Below are 26,946 nucleotides of genomic sequence, written 5' to 3'. Positions count from 1 at the left end.
GGAGGGGGGAACAGATGGCGGCGACGACGAGTATCTCGATCGCGCCTCTGCTCAGTGGGCTGCCGGAGCCGGGCCTCGCCCGCCGCATCTGGCCCCGCCGTATCGGTCCGGGCGAACGAACGGCCCGCCAGGTGCTCGTGATCGATTCGGCGCTGCTCATCGTGCTCGTGGTGCTCGTGCATCTGGCCATGGTGGCTCAGGGCGGCCAGGGCGCCTTCCCGCTCTGGGCCACCGCGATCAGCTGGGCCGCCGCCGGTGCGACGCTGCTGGCGGGCATCCTGGCTCGCCGCGTCTCCGATCACACGCTGAGAGTGCTCGCGACGGTGGCCGTCGCCGGGTACTACGCGACCCTCGTCAGCTTTCCGTTCGCCGTGCCGGTGGAGGGGATCGCGCGCATCCCGTGGACGCTGTCGGCCTCTGGGGCCGCCGCGGCCGCCGCCCTCGTCGCCGGCGGGCGGGGTCTCGCCTGGCTGACGGTGGCGGCCGGGGCGACCGCCGGGATCCTCTACCGCACGCTCTACGGCGGCCTCGACCTCGACGGCGTCGTGAACGACGCGCAGGCACTGCTCACCGGCGCGGTGATCTGCGTGATCGGTGCGCACATCCTGTCGGTGGGGCGGGGCCTCGACGCGGCTGCGGCGTCGACCACTGCGGCAGCCGCCCGCGAATCCGCCGAACGCGGCCGGCTGACCGCGCGCACCCGGGCGGCGGCGCTCGTGCACGACGAAGTGCTCGCCACCCTCTCGCTCGCCGCCTCCGGCCTGCCGATTCCGCGCGAACGCCTGGCGGAGCAGGCGCGGGAGGCTGCGTCGATGGTCTCCCGGCTGGCCGACGAACAGGCGCATGAGCCGGCGTCGCTGCGCACCGCGCTGGCCGAGGAGGCGCGGATGCACGGCGCGGCTTTCCTGGTGTGCGATGAACGCGCGATGGCGGCTGGGCCGACGGCGACCGGGCCGACGGCGGTCGGGCCGAGCGCGTCCGCAGCGGCGGGAGCCGGCCCGGCCCCCACCATCGCGGCTCCCTCGGAGGCCGCGCACGAAGCCCTGATCGGCGCCACCCGGCAGGCGCTGCGCAACAGCGAGCTGCACGCGCCCGGCGCAGCGCGTCGCGTGGTGCTCGTGCAGGCCGAGGCCGAGCTCCGCGTGGAGATCTCCGACGACGGTCCCGGATTCGACCCGGCCGCGATCGCGGACGATCGTCTGGGCATCCGCCAGAGCATCGTTGGCCGCCTGGCCCGGCTGAGCGGAGGCAGCGCCGAGATCGAGTCCGCACCGGGCCGGGGAACCCTCGTACGCCTGCGCTGCGCCGCCGCGCCCGCGAAGGGCCTGGATGCGACGGGCGGCGCGGGCGCCCGTCGTGCGCTCCGCGCGGGCGTGGGCGTGCTCGCACTGCTCTACGTGGTCGTCCAGGTGCTCTGCGCCGTGCTCGCCGCTGTCGCGGTGCCGCACTCGTGGCCGCTCCAGCTCGGCATGCTCGCGCTCGCGCTGGTGGCCGCCGACGTGCTGCGACGTTCGCCCCGCCGGGTGCCCTCTCCGGGCCGCACCGCCGTCGTGCTGGCGCTGTCCTGCGGCGGGCTCGTCGTCGCAGCCGCGGCAGCCGGCATCCACCACGGAGCGCTGTACTCCTATGGGAACGCGTGGTTCGCCGTGGCCGTCGCCTTCCTGCTCGTGGCGCTCGCCCTGCGCCGGCGCATCGTGGCCGCCCTCGCGGGCGCGGGAGTGATCGTGGCCGTGCTCGTGGTGACCGGCGCCCTGCTCGGCATGCCGGCCGGGGCGATCGTGCAGGTCACCGTCCGGCCCGTCGTCATCGTCGGGCTCGCGGTCGCCCTGCTGGTGGCGGTGGAACGGATGCAGCGGCGCATCGCCGAGCTGCACCAGGACGCAGTGGCCTCCGCCGAGCGCGAGAGCTGGACCCTCGCGGCCCGGGCCGAACTCACCGCGCGCGTCGCCGAGCTGGCCCGCACGGCGGTTCCGCTGCTCGAGCGCATCGGCGAGGGCGGCGAACCCACCCAGGCCCAGCGGCGCGAGTACGCCAGTTGCGAGGGTGAGCTGCGCGACGCGCTCCGCGCCGGGTCGCTCGCCCGCGAGCCCGTGATCGGCGTGGTCGCAGCGGCACGCGAGCGCGGAGTCGACGTGGTGCTGCTCGACGACAGTGGGGGAGCGGTCGACGACGGGCTCGTCGACCCGGTCGTGTCATGGATGGCCGCGGAGATCGCGACCGCGCGCATCCGGGCTGTCGGCCGGCTGCTGCCGCCCGGGCGGGAGGCGCGCGCCAGCGTGTCGGTCGACGGCCGGCTCACCGAATTCGCGGCGAACCGGCCTCCGGGCGCCGTCGAGCAGGGTTCCGGGCGAGGGGCGCGGTCGGTCAGGGTCCGGTGATGAGCTTCCACGGCGAGTAGTCGTGGTCGAGCACGGAGCGATCGGGGCTCTTGCCCTGCGACCACCAGCGGGCCTCGTACGCCGTGCCGTTCAGCTGCACGCGGTCGCCCTGGTCGTAGAGCGTCGTGGCCGACCAGTCGGGGTAGGTGCCGGGTGGCAGCGTGGGCAGGGCGAACGGGGTGTCGCTCGCGAGCACCGGGCCGAGGTAGCTCCAGGCGGAGGCACCCGCGTCGAGGGTGGGGTCGTCGGGGGTCGCACCGTCCTCGTTCCACCACTTCGAGACGTACACCGAGCCCTTCCACACCACCATCACGCCGGCGGAGTAGTAGGTGGCCGACGACCAGATCGGGTAGGGGCTCGTGGTGGCGTCGTCGGGGACGATCTCGCTGGTCTCGAGAACGGCGGGTCGGCCCGAGGGCGTGCCGCCGTAGCCGTCGGCCAGGATCGTCGCGAAGCTCTCCCCGGCCTGCTCGATGCCGCTGCACGAGGTCGAGACGATCGTGAGGTTCGGGTAGTTGCTGCCGCAGGTCTGGTCGCGGTTGAGCGACCACATCGACAGGCGCTGCACCCCGTGCTCGGTGGCGAAGGCGTTGAGCGCGCGGGCGTCGTCGGTGCTGAAGATCTCGCGGGGCACGTCGTTGCGGCCGATCATCGGCGTGGCGCCGAGCAGGGCCCAGGCGCCGCCGGCGGGAAGGGCGCGCTTTCGGTCGTTCCAGACCGTCGTGAGCTGAGCCTCGGTCGCCGTGAGCGCATCCGTGCTGAGCGAGGACATCGGGGAGGTGCCGTCGGTGCCGAAGTCCATGGTCATGGCGTTGACGCCCGCGATGTCGACACCGGCGTCCAGCAGTGCGTCGACCTGGGCGATGCCGTCGGCGGTGAGTCCCTGCGGGGACACCGGGAGGGTCAGCCACACGTCGAGCGAGCCGCCGCTCGAGCGGCGCTCGTCCTGCAGCTGGGCGACGGCCTGGGCGCGCCGGGTCGAGGCGGGCGCGTTCGTCAGCATGTCGCCCTCGAGGTCGAGGTCCATCACGTCGATCTGGTAGCGGTCCATCACGGAGCGGTACGCGGCGGTGAGGGCGCTCGTGCTCGAGCACGCCGCGGCGAGCTCGGTGTTGATGGCCCCGCCGAAGGAGACGGCCAGCGGCTGGCCCTCTCGGCGCATCCGTTCGATCCGGCGATCGAGTTGGAAGGTCTGGCCGGCCTGATCGAGGGTGTAGTTCTTGCCCCAGGTGGGGGTGCAGTCCTGGTCACCGGCGGCGACCACGAAGGCGAGGACGGCGCCGCCGGCGGAACTGTCGAAAGCGCTCGTGGCGAGCTGGGCGCCGGTCTCGAGGGTGACGTCGTAGTAGCCGGCGAACCAGCGGCTGGCGACGGATGCGCCCTGCACGGCGGGCGGAAGGGCCGGCAGCACCGTGACGGCCGCGACCGAGGCGGGGATGATCACGAGGGCGGCGAGGCTGATCAGCAGCCGGAGAGGCGAGAGCCGGCGGCCGGCGAAGCGGGAGCCGCTGCGGGGGCTCATCGGAGTGCTCCGATCGTCTCGAGCGGGCCGTCGTCGACCACGACCGACCACACGGGAGCGATCGACGCCGCGGTGACCGGTGCGCGCCGCGCATCGACCCAGATCCAGTTCATCCAGCCGAACCAGAGGTCGCTGATGGCGGGGCCGACCCCGACCAGCCGCACGACGCCCCAGAGGGCGGCGAGGGCCGTGAAGCCTGCGAACACCGTGGTGCCCCAGTCGGAAGAGAAGCCCGCGCGCACGGCGATGGCGCCGGCACCCACGGCGATCACGAGCGGTGCGAGCACGGAGAGGGCCGGGGCGGGGGTGCGGGTGTTCACTTTCGGGGTGCGCATGAAGCGGGCCTTCCGTCCGGTGAGAGCCTGCGCCACCGAGGCGATGCTGCCGGCCAGGTTCACCGGCAGGAGCAGCAGGTTGAGCCCGTAGATGCCGAAGACGTCCCGGCGGCGGTAGCCGAGGTAGCGCAGATCGGAGGCCATCTCGATGAAGTACGGCGCGGCGATCAACAGCAGCTGGGCGGTCACGAGCTGCCCGCCCAGCGGGTTGAGCGTGAGAACGGCCAGCAGGCCGAGCGTCACCCAGGTGATGGAGCCCAGGTAGTTGGCCCGCAGCATCCGCTGGGCCATGCGGAGCGGTTCGCCCTGCCGCCGCCGGGCCACCACGAGCTCGTGCAGCCGGGGCAGGATGAGCAGGCCGCCGTCGGCCCAGCGGCGGCGCTGGATCACGAGCGTGCCGAAGTCGGGCGGGGTCGCGCTGTAGCTCAGGCGCTCGGGGTAGTTCAGCAGCGACCAGCCGTGCGCGGCGATGTCGATGCTCGACTCGGTGTCCTCGATCACGGTGCGGTCGGAGATGAAGCGCACCACGCGCACGCCGTCCTCGTCGGTCTCCTGGCGGATGTCCTCGAGGGCCCGGCGCCGCAGCACCGCGTTCGCACCCACCCAGTAGGTGGCGTCGTAGGCGGTGAGCCCCTGGTGCACGATGTGCTGCAGATCGGTGGTGGCGCCGGCGAGGCGCTCGAGCCGGGTGGGGGAGCCCCGGTAAGCCGAATAGGGGGTCTGGGCCACGGCGATGCGGGCGTTGTCGGGCTGGTCGAGCACGTGCACGAGGCGCAGGCAGTACTCGGGGAGCAGCATCGAGTCGGCGTCGAGGGTGAGCACGAACTCGGGGTCCGGGGCGTGGAGGAGCGTCTGCCCTTCGGCGGCGGCGGATGCGGCACTCGCCTCGTCGAGACGCACCAGCATGAGGCCGCGATGGTCGCGCTGCTCGCGGTAGGTGCCGCCGAGCAGGCCCAGGTAGCTGTTGAGGTTCATCGCCTTGTTCGGCGCGTGCGAGAGCGAGGCGTAGCGCTTGCGCTCGAAGACGCTCAGCTCGGCCGTGAAGATGTTCACCAGGCGTTGCAGCACCTGCTCGGCGCGGGCCTGGGAGAGCGGCGTCTCGTCGTTCTCGAGGGCGTCGTGCAGGGCGGTGGCGGTGGCGTCGAGGCTCGTCGCGAGGCCGCGGAGCACCTGCTCGGCGAAGAAGGCGTCGACGTGGGTGCGCAGGGGGGTCGCCTCCGCTCGTGCGCGCAGCCACTGGGCGGCGGCGGCGTGCTCGCGCATCACGATCTCGGTGCCGGCGCCGGCGCCGGGCCGCTCGCGCAGGCTCGCCATCGCGGAGCTGATGCGGGCCCGCATCGGCTCGAGCTGGGCCATGATCTCGGGGGCGAGCATCCGGCTGCGCTCGAGCGACTCCCGGGCTTCGGGGTCGTCGGGGTCGGGGTCGTCGTCGAGGAGCAGTACGACCCTCAGCTCGGGGAACTCCTGCAGCGCCACCGACCAGAGCGACAGCCGAACGAGCTCGGGGTCTTCGGAGCGGGAGGGGAGCATGGCCACGAGGCGGGGCTCGCGGCTCGCGCCGCCCTCGCCCTGCTGATCGCCTCGCTGGTCGCGGGCGGCCAGCTCGTCGAGCGCGATGCGGCGGGCGCGGCGATGGCTCGCGAAGCGCGGCAGGGCGGCCGAGCGGGCGAGCAGGTACATGCAGGCCGAGAAGGTGAGGAGGGTGACCGACACCAGGAAGACGATGGTCATCACCAGCTGGGTCGAGTCGCGGAGTGCGTCGCCGCGCGCGAGGGCCACCACGACCGTGACGAGGTAGAAGAGCCACAGCAGCACGCACAGGGCGGGGGCGATGCGCGCGCGGGCCATGCGCGCGGCCGAGGGGATGGCGTGCAGGACGGGCTGGGGCGTCGCGTCCTTCTCGGTGCCGCGCTGGCGGCGCGCTCGAGGCGGCGTCGTGGTGGCGGTCTCCTCGTCGGTGCGGGTCGTGCTAGCAGTGCGGGTCGTCTTGTCGGTTCCGGTCGATCCGGTTCCGGTGTTCTTCGCGGCTTCGGTGCTCACGGTGTGGTGCCCCTTTCGGGCGGGCGTCCGCGTCAGATCTCCCCATCGCGCTCGCGGCGCCGCCCCTGGGTAGGAGGCGCGCCGCGATTCCCCGCAGCGACAGTCTGACCGCTCGGCTCGGCCGGGAATGGCGGTGTCAGCCACTCTTTCGAGTGGTTGTGGCGCTGATATCGGGTCTTGCGGGCTCGGTAACGCGAGGGCACCACCGACAATCGCGAACTCGATCGGCTGATTAAGACGCGCCCGCGCTGATCGGCATGAAGCTCGATTCGGCCGTAGCGTCGTGGCCGCAACGCTGCAGAGACGGGGGTGGTGAGGCGCCGGTGCTGACGCGCCGGTGGTCGCTCGGCCGTGCTCGTGCGGGAGGCGTTCGCGAGTGTCACGGGTCAGCATCCGTCTCGGCGGCGGCAGGAGAGGCCACGGACCCTGCGGCAGCGGGCCACCGGGGCATACACCACCGGGCGGGGTCAGGAGGCGGCGCCGGGGGCAGAGTTCTGCGGCGCGTCACGGGTACCGGAGTCTGCGCAGTGTCGATCCAGCGCGGGGGGACGACGTGGGGGACCCCGCCCGACATGAGGAGTCGCCACGACGAGGTGTGGACGTGGGAGTGGTGGAAACGGCAGAGCAGAACGCCGTTGTCGATGTCCGTGCGGCCGGGCGGATGGGCCGGCGATCGCCAGCCCTCGACGTGGTGGGTCTCGCACCAGGAGGGCGGTCGATCGCAGCCCGGCCAGACGCATCCGCCGTCGCGAGCCGCCAGAGCGCGATTCTGGGCGGGCGAGAAGAGCCGGCGCGCCTTGCCGTGGTGCAGCACCTCGCCCCGGTCGCCGAAGACAGTGGCCACCACGGGGGAGTGGCATCGCAGCCGCTCGATCGCGGAGGCGGGCAGCGGCTCGTCGATCCCGTCGACCCACCCCGCTCCGCGCCCGGCCTCGAGGTCGGCGAGGCTCACGTGCACGTTCACCGTGGTGGTGGCGCCCGCGAGGTGCGGCTGCTCGGGTGCGGCGGCGGCGCGCCCGATGAGTTCGGTCGCGGCATCCGCGAGCCGTTGCGGGCCGGTGCGGACGTCGGCCGTGACGGTCTGGGCGGCGAACTCCTCGTCACTGCGGAATCGTGGGCTCGTTCGGGGGCTGACCAGCGCCTGCATCGCGCCCAGCCAGAGCGCGCCCGCCTCGGGCGTGAGCGCGATGCGCCCTCGGTACATGCCGTCGGCCGCCCGCGCCAGGGTGAGCGCACGCGCCTCCGACTGCGCTTCGGCCCGCGGTTCGAGGCCGTCGGGGTCGACGAGCTCCCGGATGCGCACCGCGAGCCGGGCGACATCGTCGACGGCGAGCTGCGACACCACGGCCGCCTCGACGAGCCGCAGCTCCGCAGAGGCCAGGGTGGTCGCGTCGACACCGCGCTTCGTCAGACGCTCGCACTCGCGCGTGATGACCGCCGCACACTCGACGGCGAGATCTCCGCGCTGCATGGCGCGGCGCACCTCGGGGAAGGGCTCGGGCCCCAGCTGCCCGCCCAGGAGCTCGGCGCCGCGCATCCGATCGCCGAGTTCGAACCGGCTGCGCACCTCGCGCAGGGATGCACCGGTCAGGGCGGCGAGCAGCTTCGCGGGAGTGGCGAAGTTCTGCGATCGGCTCAGCCCTTCGTCACCGAGCCCGCTCCGTGAGCGAGCGCCGATCTCGGCGGCGTAGCCGACCTGCGCCGCTCCCACGATGCGCGCGAGCCGTTCGATCGCGGCGGCGCCGGCGAGCAGCTCGTCGTCGTCGAGACCACGGGGAGGCGCGCCGAAGCCGGCGATGAGCCGCGAGGCGATCTCATCGAACAGCGGCGTGTTCTCGGTCATGGAAAGAGTCAAACATCAGCCACTGACATTCACTCATCTTCTGAGGCGGGCTGGGGGCGGCCCCGGGACGGCGGGCCTCGTCGACGCTCGCGATCGGTGCGCGGAGCACCCGCTACCCTGGATGCGTGTTCGCACCTCTCAGTCGCAGGCGAGTCGCAGCGGCCGTCGCCGTCAGCCTGACCGTGGTCGCCCTCGCGGGGTGCTCGAGCAGCAGCGCCCCGGCCCCGGCGGCCTCGGTCGCGGCCTCGGTGGCGTCCACCCCGGCCGCATCGGTGGCCTCCGCGATCCCCGCCGGCGCTTTCGACCCGGTGCTGGCCCTGATCGTGCAGCGACTGGCTACGGGCGACGCGGTCGCCGCAGCGAAGCACTTCAGCGGGCAGCCCGTGACGGATGCCGCCCGCGAGAAGGCAGTGCTCGACGCCGCCGCGGCCCGCGCCGCCGAGATCGGGGCCGACCTGGCCTACGTCGCCGCGGTGTTCGCCGACCAGATCAGTGCGAGCAAGCAGATCCAGCAGTCGCTCCTCGACGCCTGGGCGTCGGGCGCGGCCGCCCCGCCCGCCACGGCGCCCGACCTCGCCACCGAGGTGCGTCCCGTCCTCGACGCGATCACGCAGGACCTCGTGCCGGCCCTCGCCGCCGTCGAGCGCTACCGCACAGACCCCGGATGCGCATCCGCCGTCGCTGAGGCGGCATCGGCCGCGGCGACAGCTGCGGACTCCGCGACATCCGGCACGACCACGACCACGACCACGGCGACGACCGCGACCCCTTCAGCCGCGGCGGCAGCACCACCCGGAGCGACGACCGTCGCTTCCCCGACCGCACTGGCGGCCCTGCCGGCGGCCACCGCCCACCTCTGCGGCTGATCGCCGACCGGTCAGCCGAAGGTGTCGGGCTGCCGGCGGAAGAGCCGATCGGCGGCCAGCCGCACCTCGGCCTCGTTCCTCCGCGACGGCAGCGAATCGAATCCCTCGGCGGCGCTCAGCACCGCACCGACGAACGCCTCGAGCACCGCCGGTCCACGCCCGTCACCGAGTTCGCGGGTGACCGACTTCCGCGCGATGAGCTCGGCGATCGCCTCCGCCACCTCCGGCGACACCTCGCTCTCGGCGGTCAGCGCGGGTAGGTCCATCGGCGGCAGCACGGCATCCGGATGCACGCGCAGCCAGCGCAAAGCCATCGCCGGGCGCAGAACGGAGAACGCACGCGTGAGCGACGGCGATCCGGTCAGGGATGATCCGCAGTCGTAGTCGCTGTCGGGCGACGGAAATCCCCAGGCGCGGCTGCCGCTCTCGATCGCCCACGGGATGCGCACGGATTAGTCGCGGCCGACCGCGAACAGCATGGTGTCGATCTGCTCGACGACCCGAGGGTCGAGTGTCTCCGGTATCGCGCGCATCGCGTCCGAGCCTTTCATGACCACGAGACCGTGGAGGGTCAGCCTAGCGACTCCCGCGCGCTGCGGCCGTGGACGGACGCGCCGGGAATGCCCCCGCCCGTCCCGGCGTTGCACCGCACGTGACCGCAACGAATCGCAAGAGCATCGGCTTCCTCTCCTTCGGGCACTGGACGCCGTCGCCGCAGTCGAAGACCCGCACCGCAGCCGACACCCTGCTCCAGTCGATCGACCTCGCCGTCGCCGCCGAGGAGCTGGGGGCCGACGGCGCGTACTTCCGGGTGCATCACTTCGCCCGCCAGCTCGGCTCGCCGTTCCCGCTGCTCGCCGCCGTGGGCGCGCGCACGAAGACCATCGAGATCGGCACCGGCGTCATCGACATGCGCTACGAGAACCCCCTCTACATGGCGGAGGATGCGGGCGCGGCCGACCTCATCTCCGGCGGCAGACTGCAGCTCGGCATCAGCCGGGGATCACCCGAGCAGGTGATCGAGGGCTGGCGCTACTTCGGCTACCAGCCCGCCGACGGGGAGGACGACGCCGACATGGCCCGTCAGCACACGGAGGTCTTCCTGCAGGTGCTGAAGGGCGAGGGCTTCGCCCAGCCGAACCCGCGGCCGATGTTTCCGAACCCGCCCGGGCTGCTGCGCATCGAGCCGCACTCGGAGGGTCTGCGCGAACGCATCTGGTGGGGCGCCGCCTCGAACGCGACCGCCCGCTGGGCCGCCGAGCTCGGCATGAACCTGCAGTCGTCGACCCTCAAGGCCGACGAGACCGGCGAGCCGTTCCACGTGCAGCAGGCGAAGCAGATCCGGGAGTTCCGCGAGGCGTGGAAGGATGCCGGCCACGACTTCGAGCCGCGCGTCTCGGTGAGCCGCAGCATCTTCGCGATCACGAACGACCAGGACCGCGCCTACTTCGGCCACGACGGCGACAGCCAGGACCAGATCGGCCAGATCGACGCGAACCTGCGCGCCATCTTCGGCCGCAGCTACGCGGCCGAGCCGGAGCGCCTGGTGAAGCAGCTCGCCGAGGACGAGGCCATCGCCGAGGCCGACACCCTGCTGCTGACGGTGCCGAACCAGCTCGGCGTGGCGTACAACGCGCACGTGCTCGAGTCGATCCTCACCGAGGTCGCCCCGGCGCTCGGCTGGCGCTAGCCCGCAGCGGCGGGTTCCGAACCGCCTCAGGGCAGCCGGATGCCGTACAGCGCGAGCTTGCGGTAGACGGTGGCGCGGCTCATCCCGAGCTCAGCCGCGGCGTCCTCGACCGCGATGCCGGGGCGGGTGAGCACCCGCACCATCTCGTCGCGCTCGAAGGCTTTGATGCGCGGCAGGTGCTCGGCCCGCGAGAGCAGCTCGGGGGGCAGGTGCCGGGCCTCGATCGCATCGGTGCGCACGGCGGCCTCCTTCATCACGCTCGCGAGCTCGGCCACGTTCCCCGGCCAGGCGTAGTCGACGAGCACCCGCGCCGCCGCCGGCGTGATGTCCACCCGTCGGCCGCGCGCCCGGTGGGCGAGATGGTCGGCGAGCGGCAGGATGTCGGCGACCCGCTCCCGCAAAGGCGGCACCTGGATCACGGTGTCGACCAGCGAGGCCAGCGGAGCAGGGATGCCGTCGAAGCGCTCCGCAGATATCGCGTACGAGCCCGAGGTCGGGACACCCCTCGCCGCGGCGCCGGCGGCCGAGGCCGCAGCGGCGCCGGAGCCCCCGCCCGGCGAATCCGCCGGACGCCGGGAGGAGATGAGCAGCTCGCGGAGCCGCTCCGCCGCCGCCACGGGCAGCTGGTCGGTGTCGCAGATCACGAACCCGGTCTGCGGGTGCGCGAGCTCGGGCGTCCAGAACGACAGCCAGGACTCGACGTCGTGCGGCTCGGGAGCGTGCACGGCGAGCAGCCGGTCGCGCGGACCCACCTGACGCTCCGCCTGGGCGAGGAGGGTCGCACGCCCGGAGCCCCGCTCGCCGACGGCGGCCACGATGCGGCCGTCCCGGAGCGCCTCGACGGCGCGAGCCACCGCATCCGTCCAGGCTCCGGAGAGCTCGAGCTCGGCCTCGGCCTCGGGCGCGTGGCGCAGCGGCTCGATGCGGAAGACCTGTCCGCGCGCGGTGCGTCGCGGCCGGTGCCCGTGCGAGCGCGCCAGCATCAGGTTCGCGGTGGAGTTCGCCGCCGTCTGCGCGAGGGCGAGCAGCAGCTCGGAACGCGCATGCGACCAGGTGGTGAAGTTCACCGCACCTTCGAGCCTCCCGGTCACGGGGTCGAAGATGGGCGCCGCCGCGCAGGTGTAGCCGCAGAGGCTGCGCGCGTAGTGGTCGTCGGCCCGCACGAGAGTCGGCACCCGGTCGGCGAGCGCCAGGCCGAGCCCGTTGGTGCCGGCGGCCCGCTCCGAGTAGGAGAAGCCGGGTGCCAGATGCACCTGGTCGAGGGCCTGCAGCAGCTGGTGGTCGCCGCTCAGCCGGTTGAGCACGAGGCCGTCGGCGTCGGTCAGCATCAGTCCGACCGGCTCGGAGGCCAGGGTGCTGTGCAGCTCGGCGAGCACCTCGCGCCCGCACTCGGAGAAGAGCGACTCGTCGTCGTAGGTGCCGGTGAAGACGGGCTGCACCTCGTCGAGCGGCACTCCGTAGTCTTCGCTGCGCTGCCAGGAGGCCAGCAGGCGCGCCGGGATGGCCGCCATCGGCGCCGTGTGCACCTGGGCGCGGGAGGGGAGAGCGTGATCGTCCATCAGCACCTTTGCAGTCGTCCGTCGCAGTCAGTCTAGGTCGGCCGCACCCCGGTGTCGCCTGCCCCCGTCTCAGATTGAGACCGGAGGCCGGGCTCGACCTCCCGGCGCCCGCCTAACGTCGTCGACAGGGATGCAGATCCCCCGCATGCAGCAAAGGAGCAGACATGTACACCAAAGACGGCGAGAAGTTCTTCATCGTCGACGCCCACGTGGCGTTGTGGGATGCGCGGCCCGAGAATCAGCGCAACATCCACGGCAAGCAGTTCATCGACTGCTTCTACGACTACCACGCCAACCTCTCGCCGGCCGAGGAGAAGTGGCCCTATGAGGAGTACCTCTACCAGGGCGGCGAGCGCTTCCTGCGCGACGTGTTCGCCGACGACATCGTCGACCACGCCATCTTCCAGCCCGCCGCGCTCACCGAGTTCTACAAGAACGGCTTCGGGCAGACCGAGGAAGCCTGGGCGCTCACCCAGGCCCACCCCGACAAGCTCACCTACAACCACAACTTCGACCCGCGCTACGGCGAGGCGGGTCTGGATCAACTGCGCGCGGATGCGGAGCGCTTCAACCTCAAGGGCGTGAAGCTCTACACCGCGGAATGGCACGGCGAGTCCCGCGGCTGGAAGCTCGACGACCCCTGGGCCTACCGCTACTTCGAGCTCTGCCGGGAGTTGGGCATCACGAACATCCACGTGCACAAGGGCCCCACCATCCGCCCGCTCGACCGCGACGCCTTCGACGTGGCCGACATCGACCACGTGGCCACCGACTTCACCGACCTCAACTTCGTGGTCGAGCACGTCGGCCTGCCCCGGCTCGAGGACTTCTGCTGGATCGCCACGCAGGAGCCCAACGTGCACGGCGGCCTCGCGGTTGCGATGCCGTTCATCCATACCCGTCCGCGCTACTTCGCGCAGATCATCGGGGAGCTCATCTACTGGATCGGGGAGGACCGCATCCAGTTCTCGAGCGACTACGCGCTGTGGACCCCGAAGTGGCTGATCGAGGCCTTCGTGGACTTCCAGATCCCCGAGGACATGACCGAGTACGCGCCCATCACGATGGACCAGAAGCGCAAGATCCTCGGTCTCAACGCCGCGAAGATGTACGACATCCCGGTGCCGGCGGAGCTGCAGCTCCCGGATGCGAACGAGACGGAGACCGGACCGCGCGAGCCCGAGCGGGCAGACCTGGCGGCGGTCTGATGGCCCCCCGAACCGCATTCGCCCCGCGCGCGGTGCCGGGCGAAGCGCCCCCGCTCCTCGCCCTCACCGAGGAGGCCGTGCTGCGGGCCCTCGACGCGGTGGTCGACCCCGAGCTCGACGAGCCCATCACCGACCTCGGCTTCGTGCGCTCGGTGCGGTTCACCGACGACGGCCTCGAGGTGCACCTGCGCCTGCCCACCTCGTTCTGTGCGCCGAACTTCGCCTATCTCATGGCGTCCGACGCGAAGGACGTGCTCACGGCGCTCCCCGAGGCCGGCCACGTCGTGGTCGAGCTCGACGACCACCACGACTCCGCCATCATCAACGGCGGTCTCGCGGCCGACGCGGGCTACCTCGGCACGTTCAAGCACGAGGCCGAGAGCGATCTCGACGAACTGCGCGCCACCTTCCAGCGCAAGGCGCACACCGCCGCGATGGAGCGGGCGCTGACGGCGGTGCTGCGGGCCCGGGCCGATATCCGGGAGCAGGATGTCGCATCCGTCGTTCTCGGCGACCTGCCCGACGACGCCGCCAAGGAGGCGCTGCTCCGGCGGCGCGCGACCCTCGGGCTGAGCGTCGACGACCACGACCCTGTGCTCGTCGACGACCGCGGAACGCCGTACCCCGCCGCCTCCGCCGCCCTGGCGCTGCGCCGGGCGCGCTCGACCCGCATCTCGATCGACGGCAACGCGCACTTCTGCCGCGGCCTGCTCGCCACCCGCTACCCCGGCTCGGAGGCCGACCAGGCGCCCCGGGCCGAGGAGAACTTCTTTCCCGTTTCCTCCCTCATCAGAACCACGCGAAGGAGCGTCGCATGAGCACCATGAGAGCCGTGCAGGTTGTCGGCTACCACCAGGACCTGCAGCTGACCGAGATCCCGAAGCCCAAGGTCACCGGACCGTTCGACGTGATCGTGCGGATCGGCGGCGCCGGCGTCTGCCGCACCGATCTGCACATCCTCGAGGGGCAGTGGGAGCAGAAGTCGGGCGTCGCCCTGCCGTACACGATCGGGCACGAGAACGCCGGCTGGGTGGAGGCGATCGGCAGCGCCGTCACGAACGTGGCCGTCGGTGACAAGGTGATCGTGCATCCGCTCATCACCTGCGGGCTGTGCCGGGCGTGCCGGCTGGGCGACGACGTGCACTGCACGCAGAGCGAGTTCCCCGGCATCGACACGCACGGCGGGTACGCCGAGTTCCTCAAGACGAGTGCGCGCAGCGTCGTGCGCATCGCCGACTCGCTCGAACCGGCGGATGTCGCGGCGCTGGCGGATGCGGGCCTCACGGCCTATCACGCGGCGGCGAAGGCGGCGCGCAAGCTCCGGCCGGCCGACCGCTGCGTGGTCATCGGAGCCGGCGGGCTCGGGCACATCGGAATCCAGGTGCTGAAGGCGCTCACGGCGTCGGAGCTGATCGTGGTCGACCGCAACCCGGCCGCGCTGGAGCTCGCGGCGTCGCTCGGGGCCGACCACACGGTCGTGGCCGCCGCCGACGGCTCCCACGTCACCCGTGTGCTCGAGCTGACCGACGGCTACGGCGCCGAGGTCGTGGTGGACTTCGTGGGCGAGGGCGGCTCGACCGCCCAGGGCGTGCAGATGCTGCGGCAGGCCGGCGACTTCTACGTCGTGGGCTACGGCGAGAACATCGACATCCCGACGATCGACATCATCTCGAACGAGATCAACATCATCGGCAACCTGGTGGGCAGCTACGACGACCTCACCGAACTGATGGTGCTGGCGGCGCGCGGCCTCGTGACCCTGCACACGGCGCGGTATGCGCTCGACGACTTCCAGCAAGCCATCGACGACCTGGATGCCGGCCGCGTGCGCGGCCGGGCCATCCTCATCCCGTAGCCGGAACCCTCCTTTTCCTCCCCTCTCCCCATCCATCCGACGACGACGTCAGGAGTCAGCAATGCCCACAACCATCCCCATCCGCACGGTCATCAGTCCCGGCCGCTACGTGCAGGGCCCCGGGGCCATCACGAAGCTGGGGGAGTACCTCGCCCCGATCGGCTCGACCCCGCTGCTGGTCTCCGACGACGTCGTGTGGGGCTTCGTCGGCCACGACGTCGAGGCCTCGCTGGCGGCCGCCGGCCTGCCGGTGCGCCGCGAGAAGTTCAACGGCATCCCGACCTCGGGCGAGATCGACCGGCTCGTGGCCGTCATCGCCGACGCCGGAGCGGATGTCGTGGTCGCCCTGGGCGGTGGCAGCACGATCGATGCGGTGAAGTCGGCGGGGTTCCTCGCGGGCATCCGCTGGGTCACCGTGCCCTCGGTCGCGTCGACGGATGCGCCCACCTCCGCCCTCGCCGTCATCTACACCGAGGACGGCGCGTTCGAGGAGTACCGCTTCTTCCCGCGCAACCCCGACCTCGTGCTGATCGACTCGCAGCTCGTCGCGAACGCGCCGGCGGCCTTCCTCGCGGCCGGAGTCGGCGACGCCCTGGCCACCTGGCTCGAGGCGCGCGCCACCTCGCGGTCGAACTCGAACACGATGGCGGGCGGTCTGCCCACCGAGACCGGCACGGCTCTTGCCCGGCTCAGCTGGGACGTGCTCTGGGAGAACGCGCTGCCCGCGCTGGACGCGGTGCGCGACCACGTGGTGACCCCCTCGGTGGAGAAGGTCATCGAGGCGAACACCCTGCTCTCGGGCCTCGGCTTCGAGTCGGGCGGTCTCGCGGCGGCCCATGCCATCCACAACGGGCTCACGGCCGCGCCGCAGACCCACGGTCTCGCGCACGGACAGAAGGTGAACATCGGCTCGATCACGCAGCTCGTGCTCGAAGGGGCGCCGACGGCCGACATCCGCGACTTCATCGAGTTCACCACCCGCGTGGGCCTGCCGACGACCCTCACCGAGATCGGCCTCTCCGCGGATTCGCCCGAGCTCACCCAGGTGGCGGAGCTGGCCACCGTGCCCGGCGAGACCATCCACGCCATGCCCTTCGCGGTGCGGGCGGTCGACGTGGTGGCGGCGCTGAAGTCGATCGAGCGCCTCTCCCGCCGCATCCGCGCCGAGGCCAAGCTGCCGGAGCCGGTGGCCTACGTGGCGCACCAGCACTGAACGAACGGCCCCCGATCCGCCGGGTTCCGTACCATCGGGGGCGTGGTCGGCGTAGCGTCGCAATCGAGTCATCGACTCGCCTGCCGCCGACGCCGATCACGCTCCCCGGCGGCCCCGACGAAAGGATGCGCCCGTGCCCACCAAGATCACCGTCATCTACGACAACCCCACCGACCCCTCGGCGTTCGAGGCCGCCTACCCGGAGCAGGTGGCTCTGGCCAAGGCGCTCCCCGGCCTCCAGCGCATCGAATCGGCGAAGGTCTGGCCGAAGGAGGACGGCACGCCGACGCCCGCCTACCGTCAGGTCGACCTCTACTTCTCCGACTACGACGCGGCCAGCGCCGCCGTCGCCACCGAGGAGGCCGGCGCGCTCTTCCCGCACATCTTCGGCCTCGCCACCGGGGGAGTGCGCATCCTGTTCTCCGACGTCGAGGAGTCCTGAGGCGCGCCCGCCGGCCCGTGCGCGGTCAGGCCGCGAGGTGGAAGGTGTCCGCGAAGCGCCCGAGCAGGCTCTTGTCGCCGTGACGCAGCTCGACCACGCCCGTGGCGATCGCTTGTTCGGCATCCAGTTCGCCGGTGATGAGCTGCCGGATGCCGGCGCCCCCCGCGATGGAGAACGCCACGTCGCCCGGGCCGCCCCCGCTCGCCACGTCGAGCGCGGAGCCGTCGACGCGGATGAGCAGCTCGGTTCCGCCCGAACCTCCGAACCGGGCCTCGTAGGCGGTGGCGGGCAGCTCGCGCGCCACCGAGGCCCGGAAGGCGCTCCGCAGATCCATCGTCATCGACTCCGCGGAGATCAGCTGCTCCTCGCGCGGATCGTCGAGCGCCCGGAACCCCCAGGCGCCGAGTGCCAGCACGACGGGCTCGAGCTCCCGCCCGAACGGGGTGAGCTCGTAGAGGATCACGCGCGACCGCGGCGCCCGCCGGATCACCCCGGCCGCCTGCAGCTCTTTGAGGCGTGCGGCCAGGATGTTCGACGGGATGCGGGGGAGCTCCGCCGCGAGCTCCCCGTAGCGGCGCGGCCCCACGAGCAGGTCGCGCACGATCAGCAGGGCCCAGCGCTCACCGACGAGCTCCATGGCCCGGGTGATGCCGGAGTACTGCCCGTAGTCGCGCGACGCCATCGCTGAGAGCCCCGGCTCAGCCCTGCTGCTGGGCGGTGTAGGCCTCGGGGCCCTGCTCGGCGGCCACCGGGTCCATCCAGCCGAACTCGATGATGTTGCCGTCGGGGTCGGTGAGCTGCCGCTGGTACATGAAGCCGTAGTCGGCCGCATCCTGCGCCTCGGTGCCGCCGGCGGCGAGGCCGTTGGTCACCGCCGAGTCGACGTCGTCGCGCGTGTCGACGAAGATCGAGGTCGCGACCGAGACGTCCTTCGACGGGTCGCCGATCGGCCGTGCGCTGAAGGTCTGGAAGTAGTCGCGGGTCACGAGCATGAACGCGCTGTGGTCGGGCTCGACCACGACGCACGAGGCGTTGTGGTCGGTGAACTTCTCGTTGATCGTGAATCCGATCGCCGTGTAGAACGTCTTCGCACGCTCCAGGTCGGTCACCGGCAGGTTGACGAACATCATGGTGGTCATCGTGAACTCCCTCTCGTGGGCTCCGTCGCGAGGCGCCGGATGAACTCCGTCTTTCGGATGCCTCAACACTTGCAAAAAACAAGTGCCCCGTCAAGGGCCTCCTGCTGTCCGCGTGAGGTCAATGCGTGGTCACGGGATGCAGAGCGTTCGATATCGTGCACCCGGCTTCGCCCGCGGAGAGGGTGATGGCCTGCGGATGCCACACCTGCACGGTGCCGTCGGCCGCCCGTGTGCCGACGGCACAGTCGGTCGTCCCCGCGATTCCGACGGCGGCGGCCAGTACGGCGCCCTCCGAACCCGAGTCCCGGATCAGCCGCGCTCCCGTCACCGGGTCGCTGCGTACCGAGCCGTCGGGGAACGCGGCAGCGAGCTCGGCCGCGAGCGACCCCGCCGTCGCGCCGGCGAGCACGGAGCGGAGGGTCTCCTGAGCGCCGTCGGGGAGCGAGGGCACCGGCGCCGGGCTCGGCGGAGGCGTCGGTGACGAGCCGTCTCCTTCTGGGCAGCGGGTCTCGTCGGCCGTGGTCGGTGTCCAGGCGAAGAACGGCCGCACGCGGAACGCGAAGCACCCGGTCCAGTCGCCTGCCTCGACGCTCTCGCCTCCGAACGACCCCGAGGTGAAGGAGGCCTGGTGCACGGCGATCTCCAGAACGAAGCGCGCCCCGTCGTCGTCGCGGGTCATGCCGTCCCAGCTGAGTGCCGTGATCCTCAGGTGGTCGCCTTCTCCGGACGCGGCTGCATCGTCGGTCGCCGGGGCCACCCGGCTCGCGTCCGAGTGGAGGTAGGCGAGGTCGGATGCGAGAACGTTCCGGGGGCGGCTGTCGTCGATGTCGGCCGCGATCTGCCTCGCTGTGGCGCGTGCCGCATCCCGCGCCCGGTCGTCTCCGCTGCGTGGGAGGAACATCGAGCAGCCGCCGAGGAGGAGCGCGAGCACCACAGCGAGGGTGGTCATGCGTCGAATCCCTCGTGGCTGCCCCGTCATGTGATCCCCCGATCGTCGATGCAGGCCAGTCTCCTGCATCGCATATCGCCCGGGAGGCATGCGATCGGCGGAGGCACTCCATTGACGGATGGATGCGCGTCACCCCCAGAATTCGCGGAGGCCCGCGGCGGCGGCCCGGCCCTGGGCGTGGCCGGCGCGAGCGGCGGGCACGCGCGTGGCCAGGTTCGTCATGCTGTCGCCGAACGCGGCGAGCGAGTCGGCGTCGGGCAGGATCGCCTCGACCGTGCTCCCGGCCGCCCTCAACTCCGCCACCTGCACGGCGAGTTCGGCGCCCCAGCCGAGCGGGAGCCGCGTTCTGCCGCCCAAGGGCGAGAGCACGAGAACCCGCTCGGACCCCACGGCCAGGTCGGCGTTCTCACTCGACCGGCGGTAGCCGCCGTCGATGTAGCGCCCGTCGCCGATGCGATACGCGGAGGGGCCGCCCGAGGTGCTCGCAGCGACGGCGTCGACCAGCTCGACTCCGCTGTGGCGCCCGAACTCCACGGGCTCGCCGGTGCGGGCGTCGACGGCGGTGAGCAGCATCCGGTGCGCCGGCCAGTCCCGCACGGGGAACCGGCTCAGAGCGGTGGCCCGCCACTGCTCCGACCAGGAGCCGTCGGACGCCTCGTCCACCGCGAGCGCAGCCGCCCCCATCCGCCGCCGCATGTCGGCGAGGTCGGCCGAGGCGGCGATGATGCGGTTGGTGGTCTCGAGGTGTCCGGAGAGCGGTCCGATGGGGTGCCGGCCGGCGCCCGAGCCCACGGCCCCGACCGTGCCGGACCCGACCCTGCCGGGCGAGGCCGTGCCCGGGGCCGGCGGTGCTTCGGCGTCGAGGATGGCGGCGAGCAGCTCGGCCGCGGTGGCTCCCGCGAGCTGTGCAGCGGCCGTGGCACCGGCCGAGGTGCCGATGACGAGCTCGGCGGCGGATGCATCCACACCGCCCTCGGCGAGCCCGGCGAGCACGCCGATCAGCCAGGCGTTGCCGGCGGCGCCGCCGCCCCCGAGCACGAGGGCGCGGCTGACGGCGGGACCGTCATCGCGGCTGCGTCGAGGGTCGAGAGAAGAGGAGTGAGTCGTGCTCATGGGAGTGCCTTTCGCGAGGTGCGTGGCGGGGCTCCTGATGCGACCAGCTCAGTCGCGCGTTCGTGAGGCGCAGGGAGCACCCGATGCGGATACTGCGTACATGGGTGTCACCTCCTTCAGCCGATCACGATGCCAGCGACGCTAGCAGGCGTTCGGCCGCCCCGCAATCGCTGCCCGATGAGGCCAGGATGAGAGCGTGACCTCCTCCGACATCTCGCCGTCCACCCCCGCGGAGGTGCTCGTCGTGGGCGCCGGGATCTCCGGTCTCGCCTGCGCGCGGGCACTGCGCCAGGAAGGCGTCGCCGTGCGCGTCATCGACCGTGGGCGCCGCCCGGGCGGCCGGATGTCGGGACGAACGCTCCACGACCGCGTCGTCGACCTCGGCGCCTCCTACTTCACCGTGCCGGACGGCAGCGGGTTCGCCGCCGTGGTGGCCGATTGGGAGCATCGAGGGCTCGTGCATCCCTGGACCGACACCTTCGCCGTGCTCGGCACCGCCGCGACCGGCGAGACCGCCGAGGGCGGTACGAGCACCGAGACCGGGGACACCCCCACCAGCACCGCCGGAACAGCGCGGCGCACCACGGGCCCGCTGCGCTACGCCGCCGCCCGCGGTCTCCGCTCCCTCGCCGTCGATCTGGCTGCCGAACTGCATGTGGAGCGCGAGACCGAGTTCGGGGGAATAGCCGCCGACGGCACGGCCGACGGCATCCGCTACGGCACCGTCGTGCTGGCGATGCCCGAACCGCAGGCCGCCCGGCTGCTCCCACCCTCCTCTGCGCTCGCTGCGCAGCTCGACACCCACTCCTGGGGGCCCGTGATCGCGGTGGCCCTCGGCTTCGCGGAGTGCGGCTGGCCGGCCGAGCTGCACGGCGCCTTCGTGCACGGCTCGCCGATCCTGACCTTCCTGGCCGACGACGGAGACCGCCGTGGCGACGGAGCTCCGGTAATCGTGGCCCACAGCACGGCCGGGTTCGCCCGCGCCCATCTCGAGCAGCCCGACGGCGCCGTCCGTGCCGTGGAGGCCGAGGTCAGAGCCCTCCTCGGCATCGACCCGGGCATCCGCACCGACTGGAGTCACGCCCACCGGTGGACCTTCGCCCGCGCCACCACGACGCATCCGGAGCCCTTCGCCCTCCAGGACGGCGTCGGCATCTGCGGCGACGCCTGGGGCGGGCGCTCCTCCGTCGCCACCGCGTGGGCTTCGGGCGACGCCCTCGGCCGCGCGATCGCCCGCCGCCGCTGAGACGCGTGCGTCCCGTCTAGAACGCCTGCGCGCCGATCACCGAGAGCAGCTGCAGCTTCTCGTGGCTCTCCGAGCCGGGCGAGGCCGTGTAGACGAGCAGCGCGTGCGACTCGGCCGGGTCGACGAGGGTCTGGCAGCTCAGTTCCAGAGCGCCGAGCTCGGGGTGCACGAAGTGCTTGGTCGCCCCCGGGCGCAGGCCCACTTCGTGCCGCTCCCACAGGGCGCGGAACTCCTCGCTCGACCCGAGCAGAAGCTCCACGTAGGCCGCGGCCCTCGAGACGGGACCACGGCGGGTGGCGACCTCCCGCAGCCCCGAGACCCACAGCCGGGAGAGGAATTCGTGGTCCTCGGCCGCGTAGAGCCGGCGGCTCGCGGGGTCGGCGAACCAGCGGTAGCCGATGCTCCGCATCGGGCCGGTGAACCCGGTGGTCTCCCCGGTCAGCGCCACGCCGAGCGGCGTCTGGCGCAGCGTCTCGCCGAGCTCGCTGACGATCTCGGCGGGGGTGTCGTTCAGCCGGTCGAGGATGCGCAGCAGCCCGGGCCCGATGTGGTCTCCGGATGCGCCGCGCGCGGGCGGCTGGTGACCCGCGAGCCGCAGCAGATGGTCGCGTTCGTCGAGCGAGAGGTGCAGTCCCTGGGCGATCGACGCGATCATCTGCTCGGAGGGATGCGGACCGGTGCCGCGCTCGAGCCGGGCGTAGTAGTCGGCCGACATGTGACTGAGGGCTGCGACCTCCTCCCGGCGCAGCCCGTTCGTGCGGCGCCGCGCGCCGCGGGGGAGCCCCACGTCTTCGGGCTGCAGGGCCGCGCGCCGGCGCAGCAGGAACTCCGAGAGTCCCGCCCTGTCGATCTGCATGCCTTCACTATCGACCATGGGGGAGCTCCGTAACAGTGACTCGGCGAGTCCTGGATGCGGTGCGTCGGATCCGCGAGGCTCGACGCATGCCACGAACCCCTCTCGACATCCCCGTCCCCTCCCTCGCCGGAAAGCGCGCCCTGGTCACGGGCGGCAGTGACGGCATCGGGCTCCGCATCGCCACCCGGCTCGCCGCGGCCGGCGCCGAGGTGGTGCTCCCGGTGCGCAACCTGCGGAAGGGCGAGGCGGCGGCGGCCGGCATCCGGGCGGTAGTGCCCTCGGCGCGGGTGACCCTGCGTGAGCTCGACCTCGGCTCGCTCGCCTCGGTGGCCGCGCTGGGGGCGACGCTGCGCGCCGAGGGCGCGCCCCTCCATCTGTTCATCGGCAACGCCGGCGTGATGACCCCGCCCGAACGCCAGACCACGGCCGACGGCTTCGAGTCGCAGTTCGGCACCAACCACCTCGGCCACGTCGCACTCGTGGCCGAGCTCCTGCCGTTGCTCCGGGAGGGGCAGGCCCGCGTCGTCTCGCAGATCAGCATCGCGGCCAACCAGGGCTCCATCAACTGGAGCGACCTCAACTGGGAGCGGAGCTACGACGGCGGCCGCGCCTACAGCCAGTCGAAGATCGCCTTCGGCCTGTTCGGCCTCGAGCTCGATCGGCGCAGCCGGGAGCACGGCTGGGGGATCACCAGCACACTCGCGCACCCGGGCATCGCGCCGACGAGCCTGCTCGCCGCCCGGCCCGAGCTGGGGCGCGAGGCCGACACGACCGGGGTGCGCGTCATCCGCTGGCTGTCGGCCCGCGGCATCCTGGTCGGCACACCGGAGACCGCGGCGCTTCCCGCGCTCCTCGCCGCCACGGGCCCGGATGCGCGATCCGGCCGCCTCTACGGCCCGAAAGGCGCCGGCCACCTCGGCGGGGCGCCCGCGGAGCAGCCGCTCTACTCCCGTCTGCGCAGCGAGGAGGAGGCTCGCCGGGTGTGGGACGTCTCCGCCGAACTGACCGGTTCGGCCTACCCGGAGGACTGAAACCGAGAACCTCGGCGACACGCCGACGCCACCCGGTGAGCGGCGTTTAGACTTGGTACCCAAGCCGAGACAGCCGGAGAATCAGTGCCCTCGAACGACTCCTTCGTGCACCTGCACGTCCACAGCGAATACTCGATGCTGGACGGTGCCGCGAGAGTCAAACCGCTCATCGAGGCCGCGAAGGAGCAGGGGATGCCGGCGGTCGCCATCACCGACCACGGCAACGTCTTCGGCGCCTTCGACTTCTGGAAGACGGCCACCGAAGCGGGCATCAAGCCGATCATCGGCACCGAGGCCTACCTCACGCCGGGCACCCACCGCGGAGACAAGACCCGCGTGCGCTGGGGCAACGGCGGGGGAGACGACGTGTCGGGCGCGGGCGCCTACACGCACATGACGCTGCTCTCCGAGTCGACCGAGGGTATGCACAACCTGTTCCGGTTGTCGTCGAAGGCGTCCATCGAGGGCTACTACTTCAAGCCCCGCATGGACCGCGAGCTGCTCTCGACCTACAGCAAGGGCCTCATCGCCACCACCGGATGCCCCTCCGGAGAGATCCAGACCCGGCTCCGGCTCGGCCAGTACGACGCCGCGGTGCAGGCCGCCTCCGACTTCCGCGACATCTTCGGCAAAGAGAACTTCTTCGCCGAGATCATGGACCACGGGCTCGAGATCGAGCGCCGCATCATGCCCGACCTCATCCGGCTCGCGAAGCAGCTCGACCTCAAGCTCGTCGCCACCAACGACCTGCACTACACCCACGCGCACGACGCGACATCCCACGCCGCCCTGCTCTGCGTGCAGTCGGGCTCCACGCTCAGCGACCCCAACCGCTTCAAGTTCGACGCCGACGAGTTCTACCTCAAGTCGGCCGCCGAGATGCGGGCGCTGTTCCGCGACTACCCGGATGCCTGCGACAACACGCTGCTGATCGCCGAGCGCTGCGAGACGGCCTTCGACACCTCGGCCAACTACATGCCGCGCTATCCGGTGCCCGAGGGTGAGACCGAGGCCACCTGGTTCGAGAAGGAGGTCGAGGCGGGGCTCAAGGAGCGCTACCCGAACGGGGTCACCCAGGAGGTGCGCGAGCGCGCCGACTACGAGGTGGGCGTCATCAAGAGCATGGGCTTCCCCGGCTACTTCCTCGTGGTCGCCGACTTCATCAACTGGTCCAAGCGCAACGGCATCCGGGTGGGCCCGGGGCGTGGATCCGGCGCCGGGTCGATGGCGGCCTACGCCATGCGCATCACCGACCTCGACCCGCTCGTGCACGGCCTCATCTTCGAGCGGTTCCTCAACCCCGACCGCGTCTCCATGCCCGACTTCGACGTCGACTTCGACGACCGGCGCCGCGGCGAGGTCATCAAGTACGTCACCGAGAAGTACGGTGACGCTCGCGTGGCGCAGATCGTCACCTACGGCACCATCAAGGCCAAGCAGGCTCTGAAGGACTCCGGCCGTGTGCTCGGCTTCCCGTTCAGCATGGGCGAGAAGCTCACCAAGGCGATGCCGCCGCCCATCATGGGAAAAGACATCCCGCTCTCCGGCATCTTCGACAAGGCGCATCCTCGTTACAAGGAGGCCGTCGACATCCGCACGGTCATCGAGACCGACCCCGAGGCCCGCACGGTGTTCGACACCGCGCTCGGCATCGAGAACCTCAAGCGCCAGTGGGGCGTGCACGCGGCCGGCGTCATCATGTCCAGCGACCCGCTGATCGACATCATCCCGATCATGAAGCGGGAGCAGGACGGCCAGATCGTCACGCAGTTCGACTACCCGGCGGCGGAGTCGCTCGGGCTGATCAAGATGGACTTCCTGGGGCTCCGCAACCTCACCATCATCGACGACGCGCTCGACAACATCCGGGCCAACCGGGGTGAAGACCTCGTGCTCGAAGACCTCGCGCTCGACGACGTGCCCTCCTACGAGCTGCTCGCCCGGGGCGACACGCTCGGCGTGTTCCAGCTCGACGGCGGGCCCATGCGCGGCCTGCTTCGGCTGATGAAGCCCGACAACTTCGAAGACATCTCGGCCGTGCTCGCGCTCTACCGGCCGGGCCCGATGGGCGCCGACTCGCACACCAACTACGCCCTGCGCAAGAACGGCATCCAGCCGATCACGCCGATCCACCCCGAGCTCGAAGAGCCCCTCCGGGAGGTGCTCGGCGGCACCTACGGCCTCATCGTCTACCAGGAGCAGGTGATGTCGATCGCGCAGAAGCTCGCCGGCTTCACGCTCGCGCAAGCCGACCTGCTGCGCCGCGCGATGGGCAAGAAGAAGAAGTCCGAACTCGACAAGCAGTACGAGGGCTTCTCGAAGGGCATGAACGACAACGGATACTCGGATGCGGCGGTCAAGACGCTCTGGGACATCCTGCTCCCGTTCTCCGACTACGCCTTCAACAAGGCGCACTCGGCGGCCTATGGTGTCATCTCGTACTGGACGGCGTACCTCAAGGCGCACTACCCGGCCGAGTACATGGCCGCGCTGCTCACGAGCGTCGGCGACTCAAAGGACAAGATGGCGCTCTACCTCTCGGAGTGCCGGCGCATGGGCATCAAGGTGCTGCCGCCCGACGTCAACGAGTCGATCGGCTTCTTCACGGCCGTCGGCACCGACATCCGCTTCGGCATGGGCGCGGTGCGCAACGTCGGTATGAACGTGGTGGAGCTGATCCGCGGCGCGCGCGAGGAGAAGGGCGCGTTCACCTCCTTCGGCGACTTCCTGAAGAAGATCCCGCTCGGGGCCACGAACAAGCGCACGATCGAGTCGCTCATCAAGGCCGGCGCCTTCGACTCGCTCGGCGCGACTCGTCGCGCGCTGATCGAGGTGCACGAGGGCATGATCGACAACGCGGTCTCGCAGAAGCGCAACGAGGCCAACGGCCAGGTGGGGTTCGACTTCGACTCGCTCTGGGACGCCCCCGAGGAGGTGCACCACATCCCGGTGCGCCCCGAGTGGGCCAAGCGGGACAAGCTCGCCTTCGAGCGCGACATGCTCGGGCTCTACGTCTCCGACCATCCCCTCGCCGGCCTGGAGATCCCGCTCGCGAAGGTGGCGTCGACGTCGATCCTCGACCTACTGGAGAGCGAGCACACGCAGGACGGCGATCAGGTGACGATCGCGGGGCTCATCACGAGCGTGCAGCATCGCACCGCGAAGAACTCCGGCAACCAGTACGGCATGATCACGGTCGAGGACTTCGCGGGCGAGATCACGGCGATGTTCATGGGCAAGACATACCAGGAGTTCGGTCCGGCGCTCACGAACGACGCCATCGTGGTGGTGCGCGGCCGCGTCTCGCTGCGCGACGACGGCATGAACCTGCACGCCTTCAGCCTGTTCCAGCCCGATCTCGGGCAGGTCGGCTCCTCGGGGCCGCTGCAGATCTCGCTCGCCGAGTACAAGGCCACCACCGACACCGTGCAGGCGCTGAACGACGTGCTCATCCGGCACGCGGGCGACACCGAGGTGCGCTTGAAGCTCGTCAAGAGCGACAACGTGCGCGTGTTCGAGGTGCCCTACAACGTGCGCGTCTCGGCCGACCTCTACGGCGAGCTCAAGTCGCTGCTCGGCCCCAACTGCCTGGTCTGAGCGCCCCACCTGCCCCGCCCAGACGACGGAGTCTTCCCGCGTGGACGGAGCGCGCCTCCGTCGT

Annotated in this window: 21 protein-coding genes; 11 read left to right on the top strand and 10 right to left on the bottom strand. The window is 71.6% G+C overall.

Going from position 1 to position 26,946, the window contains the following annotated elements; genetic code table 11:
• The first annotated feature begins 14 nt into the window (after positions 1-14).
• Complete coding sequence (locus tag VD659_RS16685) at positions 15-2,378, top strand: sensor histidine kinase (protein WP_423262170.1); 2,364 nt, start codon at positions 15-17, stop codon at positions 2,376-2,378.
• Here VD659_RS16685 and VD659_RS16680 read toward each other — a convergent pair.
• The 3 genes from VD659_RS16680 to VD659_RS16670 all read right to left on the bottom strand — a co-directional run bounded on the left by VD659_RS16680 (position 2,365) and on the right by VD659_RS16670 (position 8,118).
• Positions 2,365-3,900: a chitinase gene (locus tag VD659_RS16680; RefSeq protein WP_423262169.1), complete on the bottom strand. Its 1,536-nt coding sequence runs from the start codon at positions 3,898-3,900 to the stop codon at positions 2,365-2,367. The two genes, VD659_RS16685 and VD659_RS16680, sit on opposite strands and share 14 nt — an antisense overlap.
• A complete protein-coding gene (locus VD659_RS16675; RefSeq protein ID WP_423262168.1) occupies positions 3,897-6,275 on the bottom strand; it encodes a glycosyltransferase family 2 protein in 2,379 nt (792 codons plus the stop codon). Before VD659_RS16675 ends, VD659_RS16680 begins: the two co-directional genes overlap by 4 nt.
• A 379-nt stretch (positions 6,276-6,654) precedes the next feature.
• Positions 6,655-8,118, bottom strand: coding sequence for a DUF222 domain-containing protein (locus VD659_RS16670; RefSeq protein WP_423262167.1), 1,464 nt, complete (start codon positions 8,116-8,118; stop codon positions 6,655-6,657).
• Between the two features lie 125 nt (positions 8,119-8,243).
• Between VD659_RS16670 and aroQ the strand changes: the two genes are divergently transcribed.
• Positions 8,244-8,984 carry a gamma subclass chorismate mutase AroQ gene (gene aroQ / locus VD659_RS16665; RefSeq protein WP_423262166.1) on the top strand — a complete coding sequence of 247 codons (741 nt, stop codon included), beginning with the start codon at positions 8,244-8,246 and terminating at the stop codon, positions 8,982-8,984.
• Positions 8,985-8,995: 11 nt separating this feature from the next.
• Here aroQ and VD659_RS16660 read toward each other — a convergent pair whose 3' ends face one another.
• A complete protein-coding gene (locus VD659_RS16660; protein ID WP_423262165.1) occupies positions 8,996-9,433 on the bottom strand; it encodes a DNA polymerase beta superfamily protein in 438 nt (145 codons plus the stop codon).
• Between the two features lie 203 nt (positions 9,434-9,636).
• On the opposite strand from VD659_RS16660, the gene VD659_RS16655 reads away from it, so the two are divergent.
• Positions 9,637-10,674: an LLM class flavin-dependent oxidoreductase gene (locus VD659_RS16655; protein WP_423262164.1), complete on the top strand. Its 1,038-nt coding sequence runs from the start codon at positions 9,637-9,639 to the stop codon at positions 10,672-10,674.
• 26 nt (positions 10,675-10,700) lie between these two features.
• On the opposite strand, the gene VD659_RS16650 is transcribed toward VD659_RS16655, so the two are convergent.
• Entirely contained in the window at positions 10,701-12,233 is a 1,533-nt protein-coding gene (locus VD659_RS16650) for a GAF domain-containing protein (RefSeq protein ID WP_423262163.1), read from the bottom strand.
• 164 nt (positions 12,234-12,397) lie between these two features.
• On the opposite strand from VD659_RS16650, the gene VD659_RS16645 reads away from it, so the two are divergent.
• From VD659_RS16645 to VD659_RS16625, 5 genes are all read left to right on the top strand, one after another.
• Complete coding sequence (locus VD659_RS16645) at positions 12,398-13,441, top strand: amidohydrolase family protein (protein ID WP_423262162.1); 1,044 nt, start codon at positions 12,398-12,400, stop codon at positions 13,439-13,441.
• Positions 13,441-14,259, top strand: coding sequence for an iron-sulfur cluster assembly protein (locus VD659_RS16640; RefSeq protein ID WP_423262161.1), 819 nt, complete (start codon positions 13,441-13,443; stop codon positions 14,257-14,259). The genes VD659_RS16645 and VD659_RS16640 overlap by 1 nt, the downstream gene beginning before the upstream one ends.
• On the top strand, positions 14,256-15,296 hold the full coding sequence (locus VD659_RS16635) for an NAD(P)-dependent alcohol dehydrogenase (RefSeq protein ID WP_423262160.1): 1,041 nt from the start codon (positions 14,256-14,258) through the stop codon (positions 15,294-15,296). Before VD659_RS16640 ends, VD659_RS16635 begins: the two co-directional genes overlap by 4 nt.
• Before the next feature lie 61 nt (positions 15,297-15,357).
• Entirely contained in the window at positions 15,358-16,509 is a 1,152-nt protein-coding gene (locus VD659_RS16630) for a glycerol dehydrogenase (protein ID WP_137835526.1), read from the top strand.
• Positions 16,510-16,642: 133 nt separating this feature from the next.
• On the top strand, positions 16,643-16,951 hold the full coding sequence (locus VD659_RS16625; RefSeq protein ID WP_423262159.1) for an EthD family reductase: 309 nt from the start codon (positions 16,643-16,645) through the stop codon (positions 16,949-16,951).
• Positions 16,952-16,976: 25 nt separating this feature from the next.
• Here VD659_RS16625 and VD659_RS16620 read toward each other — a convergent pair whose 3' ends face one another.
• From VD659_RS16620 to VD659_RS16605, 4 genes are all read right to left on the bottom strand, one after another.
• Positions 16,977-17,633 carry a winged helix-turn-helix transcriptional regulator gene (locus tag VD659_RS16620; RefSeq protein ID WP_423262158.1) on the bottom strand — a complete coding sequence of 219 codons (657 nt, stop codon included), beginning with the start codon at positions 17,631-17,633 and terminating at the stop codon, positions 16,977-16,979.
• A 16-nt stretch (positions 17,634-17,649) separates the two neighbouring features.
• Complete coding sequence (locus VD659_RS16615) at positions 17,650-18,090, bottom strand: VOC family protein (protein ID WP_423262157.1); 441 nt, start codon at positions 18,088-18,090, stop codon at positions 17,650-17,652.
• A 118-nt stretch (positions 18,091-18,208) separates the two neighbouring features.
• Entirely contained in the window at positions 18,209-19,039 is an 831-nt protein-coding gene (locus VD659_RS16610; protein ID WP_423262156.1) for a hypothetical protein, read from the bottom strand.
• Between the two features lie 129 nt (positions 19,040-19,168).
• Positions 19,169-20,152: a patatin-like phospholipase family protein gene (locus VD659_RS16605; protein WP_423262155.1), complete on the bottom strand. Its 984-nt coding sequence runs from the start codon at positions 20,150-20,152 to the stop codon at positions 19,169-19,171.
• 196 nt (positions 20,153-20,348) lie between these two features.
• Between VD659_RS16605 and VD659_RS16600 the strand changes: the two genes are divergently transcribed.
• Positions 20,349-21,398, top strand: a complete 1,050-nt coding sequence (locus VD659_RS16600; protein WP_423262154.1) for an NAD(P)/FAD-dependent oxidoreductase — start codon at positions 20,349-20,351, stop codon at positions 21,396-21,398.
• A gap of 16 nt (positions 21,399-21,414) precedes the next feature.
• Here the strand turns inward: VD659_RS16600 and VD659_RS16595 are convergent, their stop codons facing one another.
• Positions 21,415-22,254: a helix-turn-helix transcriptional regulator gene (locus VD659_RS16595; RefSeq protein ID WP_423262153.1), complete on the bottom strand. Its 840-nt coding sequence runs from the start codon at positions 22,252-22,254 to the stop codon at positions 21,415-21,417.
• 86 nt (positions 22,255-22,340) lie between these two features.
• Between VD659_RS16595 and VD659_RS16590 the strand changes: the two genes are divergently transcribed.
• A complete protein-coding gene (locus tag VD659_RS16590; protein WP_423262152.1) occupies positions 22,341-23,285 on the top strand; it encodes an SDR family oxidoreductase in 945 nt (314 codons plus the stop codon).
• 135 nt (positions 23,286-23,420) lie between these two features.
• Positions 23,421-26,882 carry a DNA polymerase III subunit alpha gene (gene dnaE, locus VD659_RS16585; protein WP_423262329.1) on the top strand — a complete coding sequence of 1,154 codons (3,462 nt, stop codon included), beginning with the start codon at positions 23,421-23,423 and terminating at the stop codon, positions 26,880-26,882.
• Positions 26,883-26,946 lie beyond the last annotated feature (64 nt).

It is taken from the genome of Herbiconiux sp. 11R-BC (assembly GCF_049472555.1).
In the GTDB taxonomy this organism is placed as follows: Bacteria; Actinomycetota; Actinomycetes; order Actinomycetales; family Microbacteriaceae; genus Herbiconiux.
Note: the sequence above shows the minus strand (reverse complement) of the source record. Positions and strands in the feature narration are given on the sequence as shown.

Coding starts and splice junctions, on each gene's coding strand:
- VD659_RS16610 (WP_423262156.1), bottom strand. CDS start 19,039: ATGACCACCCTCGCTGTGGTGCTCGCGCTCCTCCTCGGCGGCTGCTCG.
- VD659_RS16595 (WP_423262153.1), bottom strand. CDS start 22,254: ATGCAGATCGACAGGGCGGGACTCTCGGAGTTCCTGCTGCGCCGGCGC.
- VD659_RS16630 (WP_137835526.1), top strand. CDS start 15,358: ATGCCCACAACCATCCCCATCCGCACGGTCATCAGTCCCGGCCGCTAC.
- VD659_RS16670 (WP_423262167.1), bottom strand. CDS start 8,118: ATGACCGAGAACACGCCGCTGTTCGATGAGATCGCCTCGCGGCTCATC.
- VD659_RS16680 (WP_423262169.1), bottom strand. CDS start 3,900: ATGAGCCCCCGCAGCGGCTCCCGCTTCGCCGGCCGCCGGCTCTCGCCT.
- VD659_RS16685 (WP_423262170.1), top strand. CDS start 15: ATGGCGGCGACGACGAGTATCTCGATCGCGCCTCTGCTCAGTGGGCTG.
- VD659_RS16620 (WP_423262158.1), bottom strand. CDS start 17,633: ATGGCGTCGCGCGACTACGGGCAGTACTCCGGCATCACCCGGGCCATG.
- VD659_RS16650 (WP_423262163.1), bottom strand. CDS start 12,233: ATGGACGATCACGCTCTCCCCTCCCGCGCCCAGGTGCACACGGCGCCG.
- VD659_RS16605 (WP_423262155.1), bottom strand. CDS start 20,152: ATGAGCACGACTCACTCCTCTTCTCTCGACCCTCGACGCAGCCGCGAT.
- VD659_RS16615 (WP_423262157.1), bottom strand. CDS start 18,090: ATGACCACCATGATGTTCGTCAACCTGCCGGTGACCGACCTGGAGCGT.
- VD659_RS16645 (WP_423262162.1), top strand. CDS start 12,398: ATGTACACCAAAGACGGCGAGAAGTTCTTCATCGTCGACGCCCACGTG.
- VD659_RS16640 (WP_423262161.1), top strand. CDS start 13,441: ATGGCCCCCCGAACCGCATTCGCCCCGCGCGCGGTGCCGGGCGAAGCG.
- VD659_RS16635 (WP_423262160.1), top strand. CDS start 14,256: ATGAGCACCATGAGAGCCGTGCAGGTTGTCGGCTACCACCAGGACCTG.
- VD659_RS16590 (WP_423262152.1), top strand. CDS start 22,341: ATGCCACGAACCCCTCTCGACATCCCCGTCCCCTCCCTCGCCGGAAAG.
- dnaE (WP_423262329.1), top strand. CDS start 23,421: ATGCTGGACGGTGCCGCGAGAGTCAAACCGCTCATCGAGGCCGCGAAG.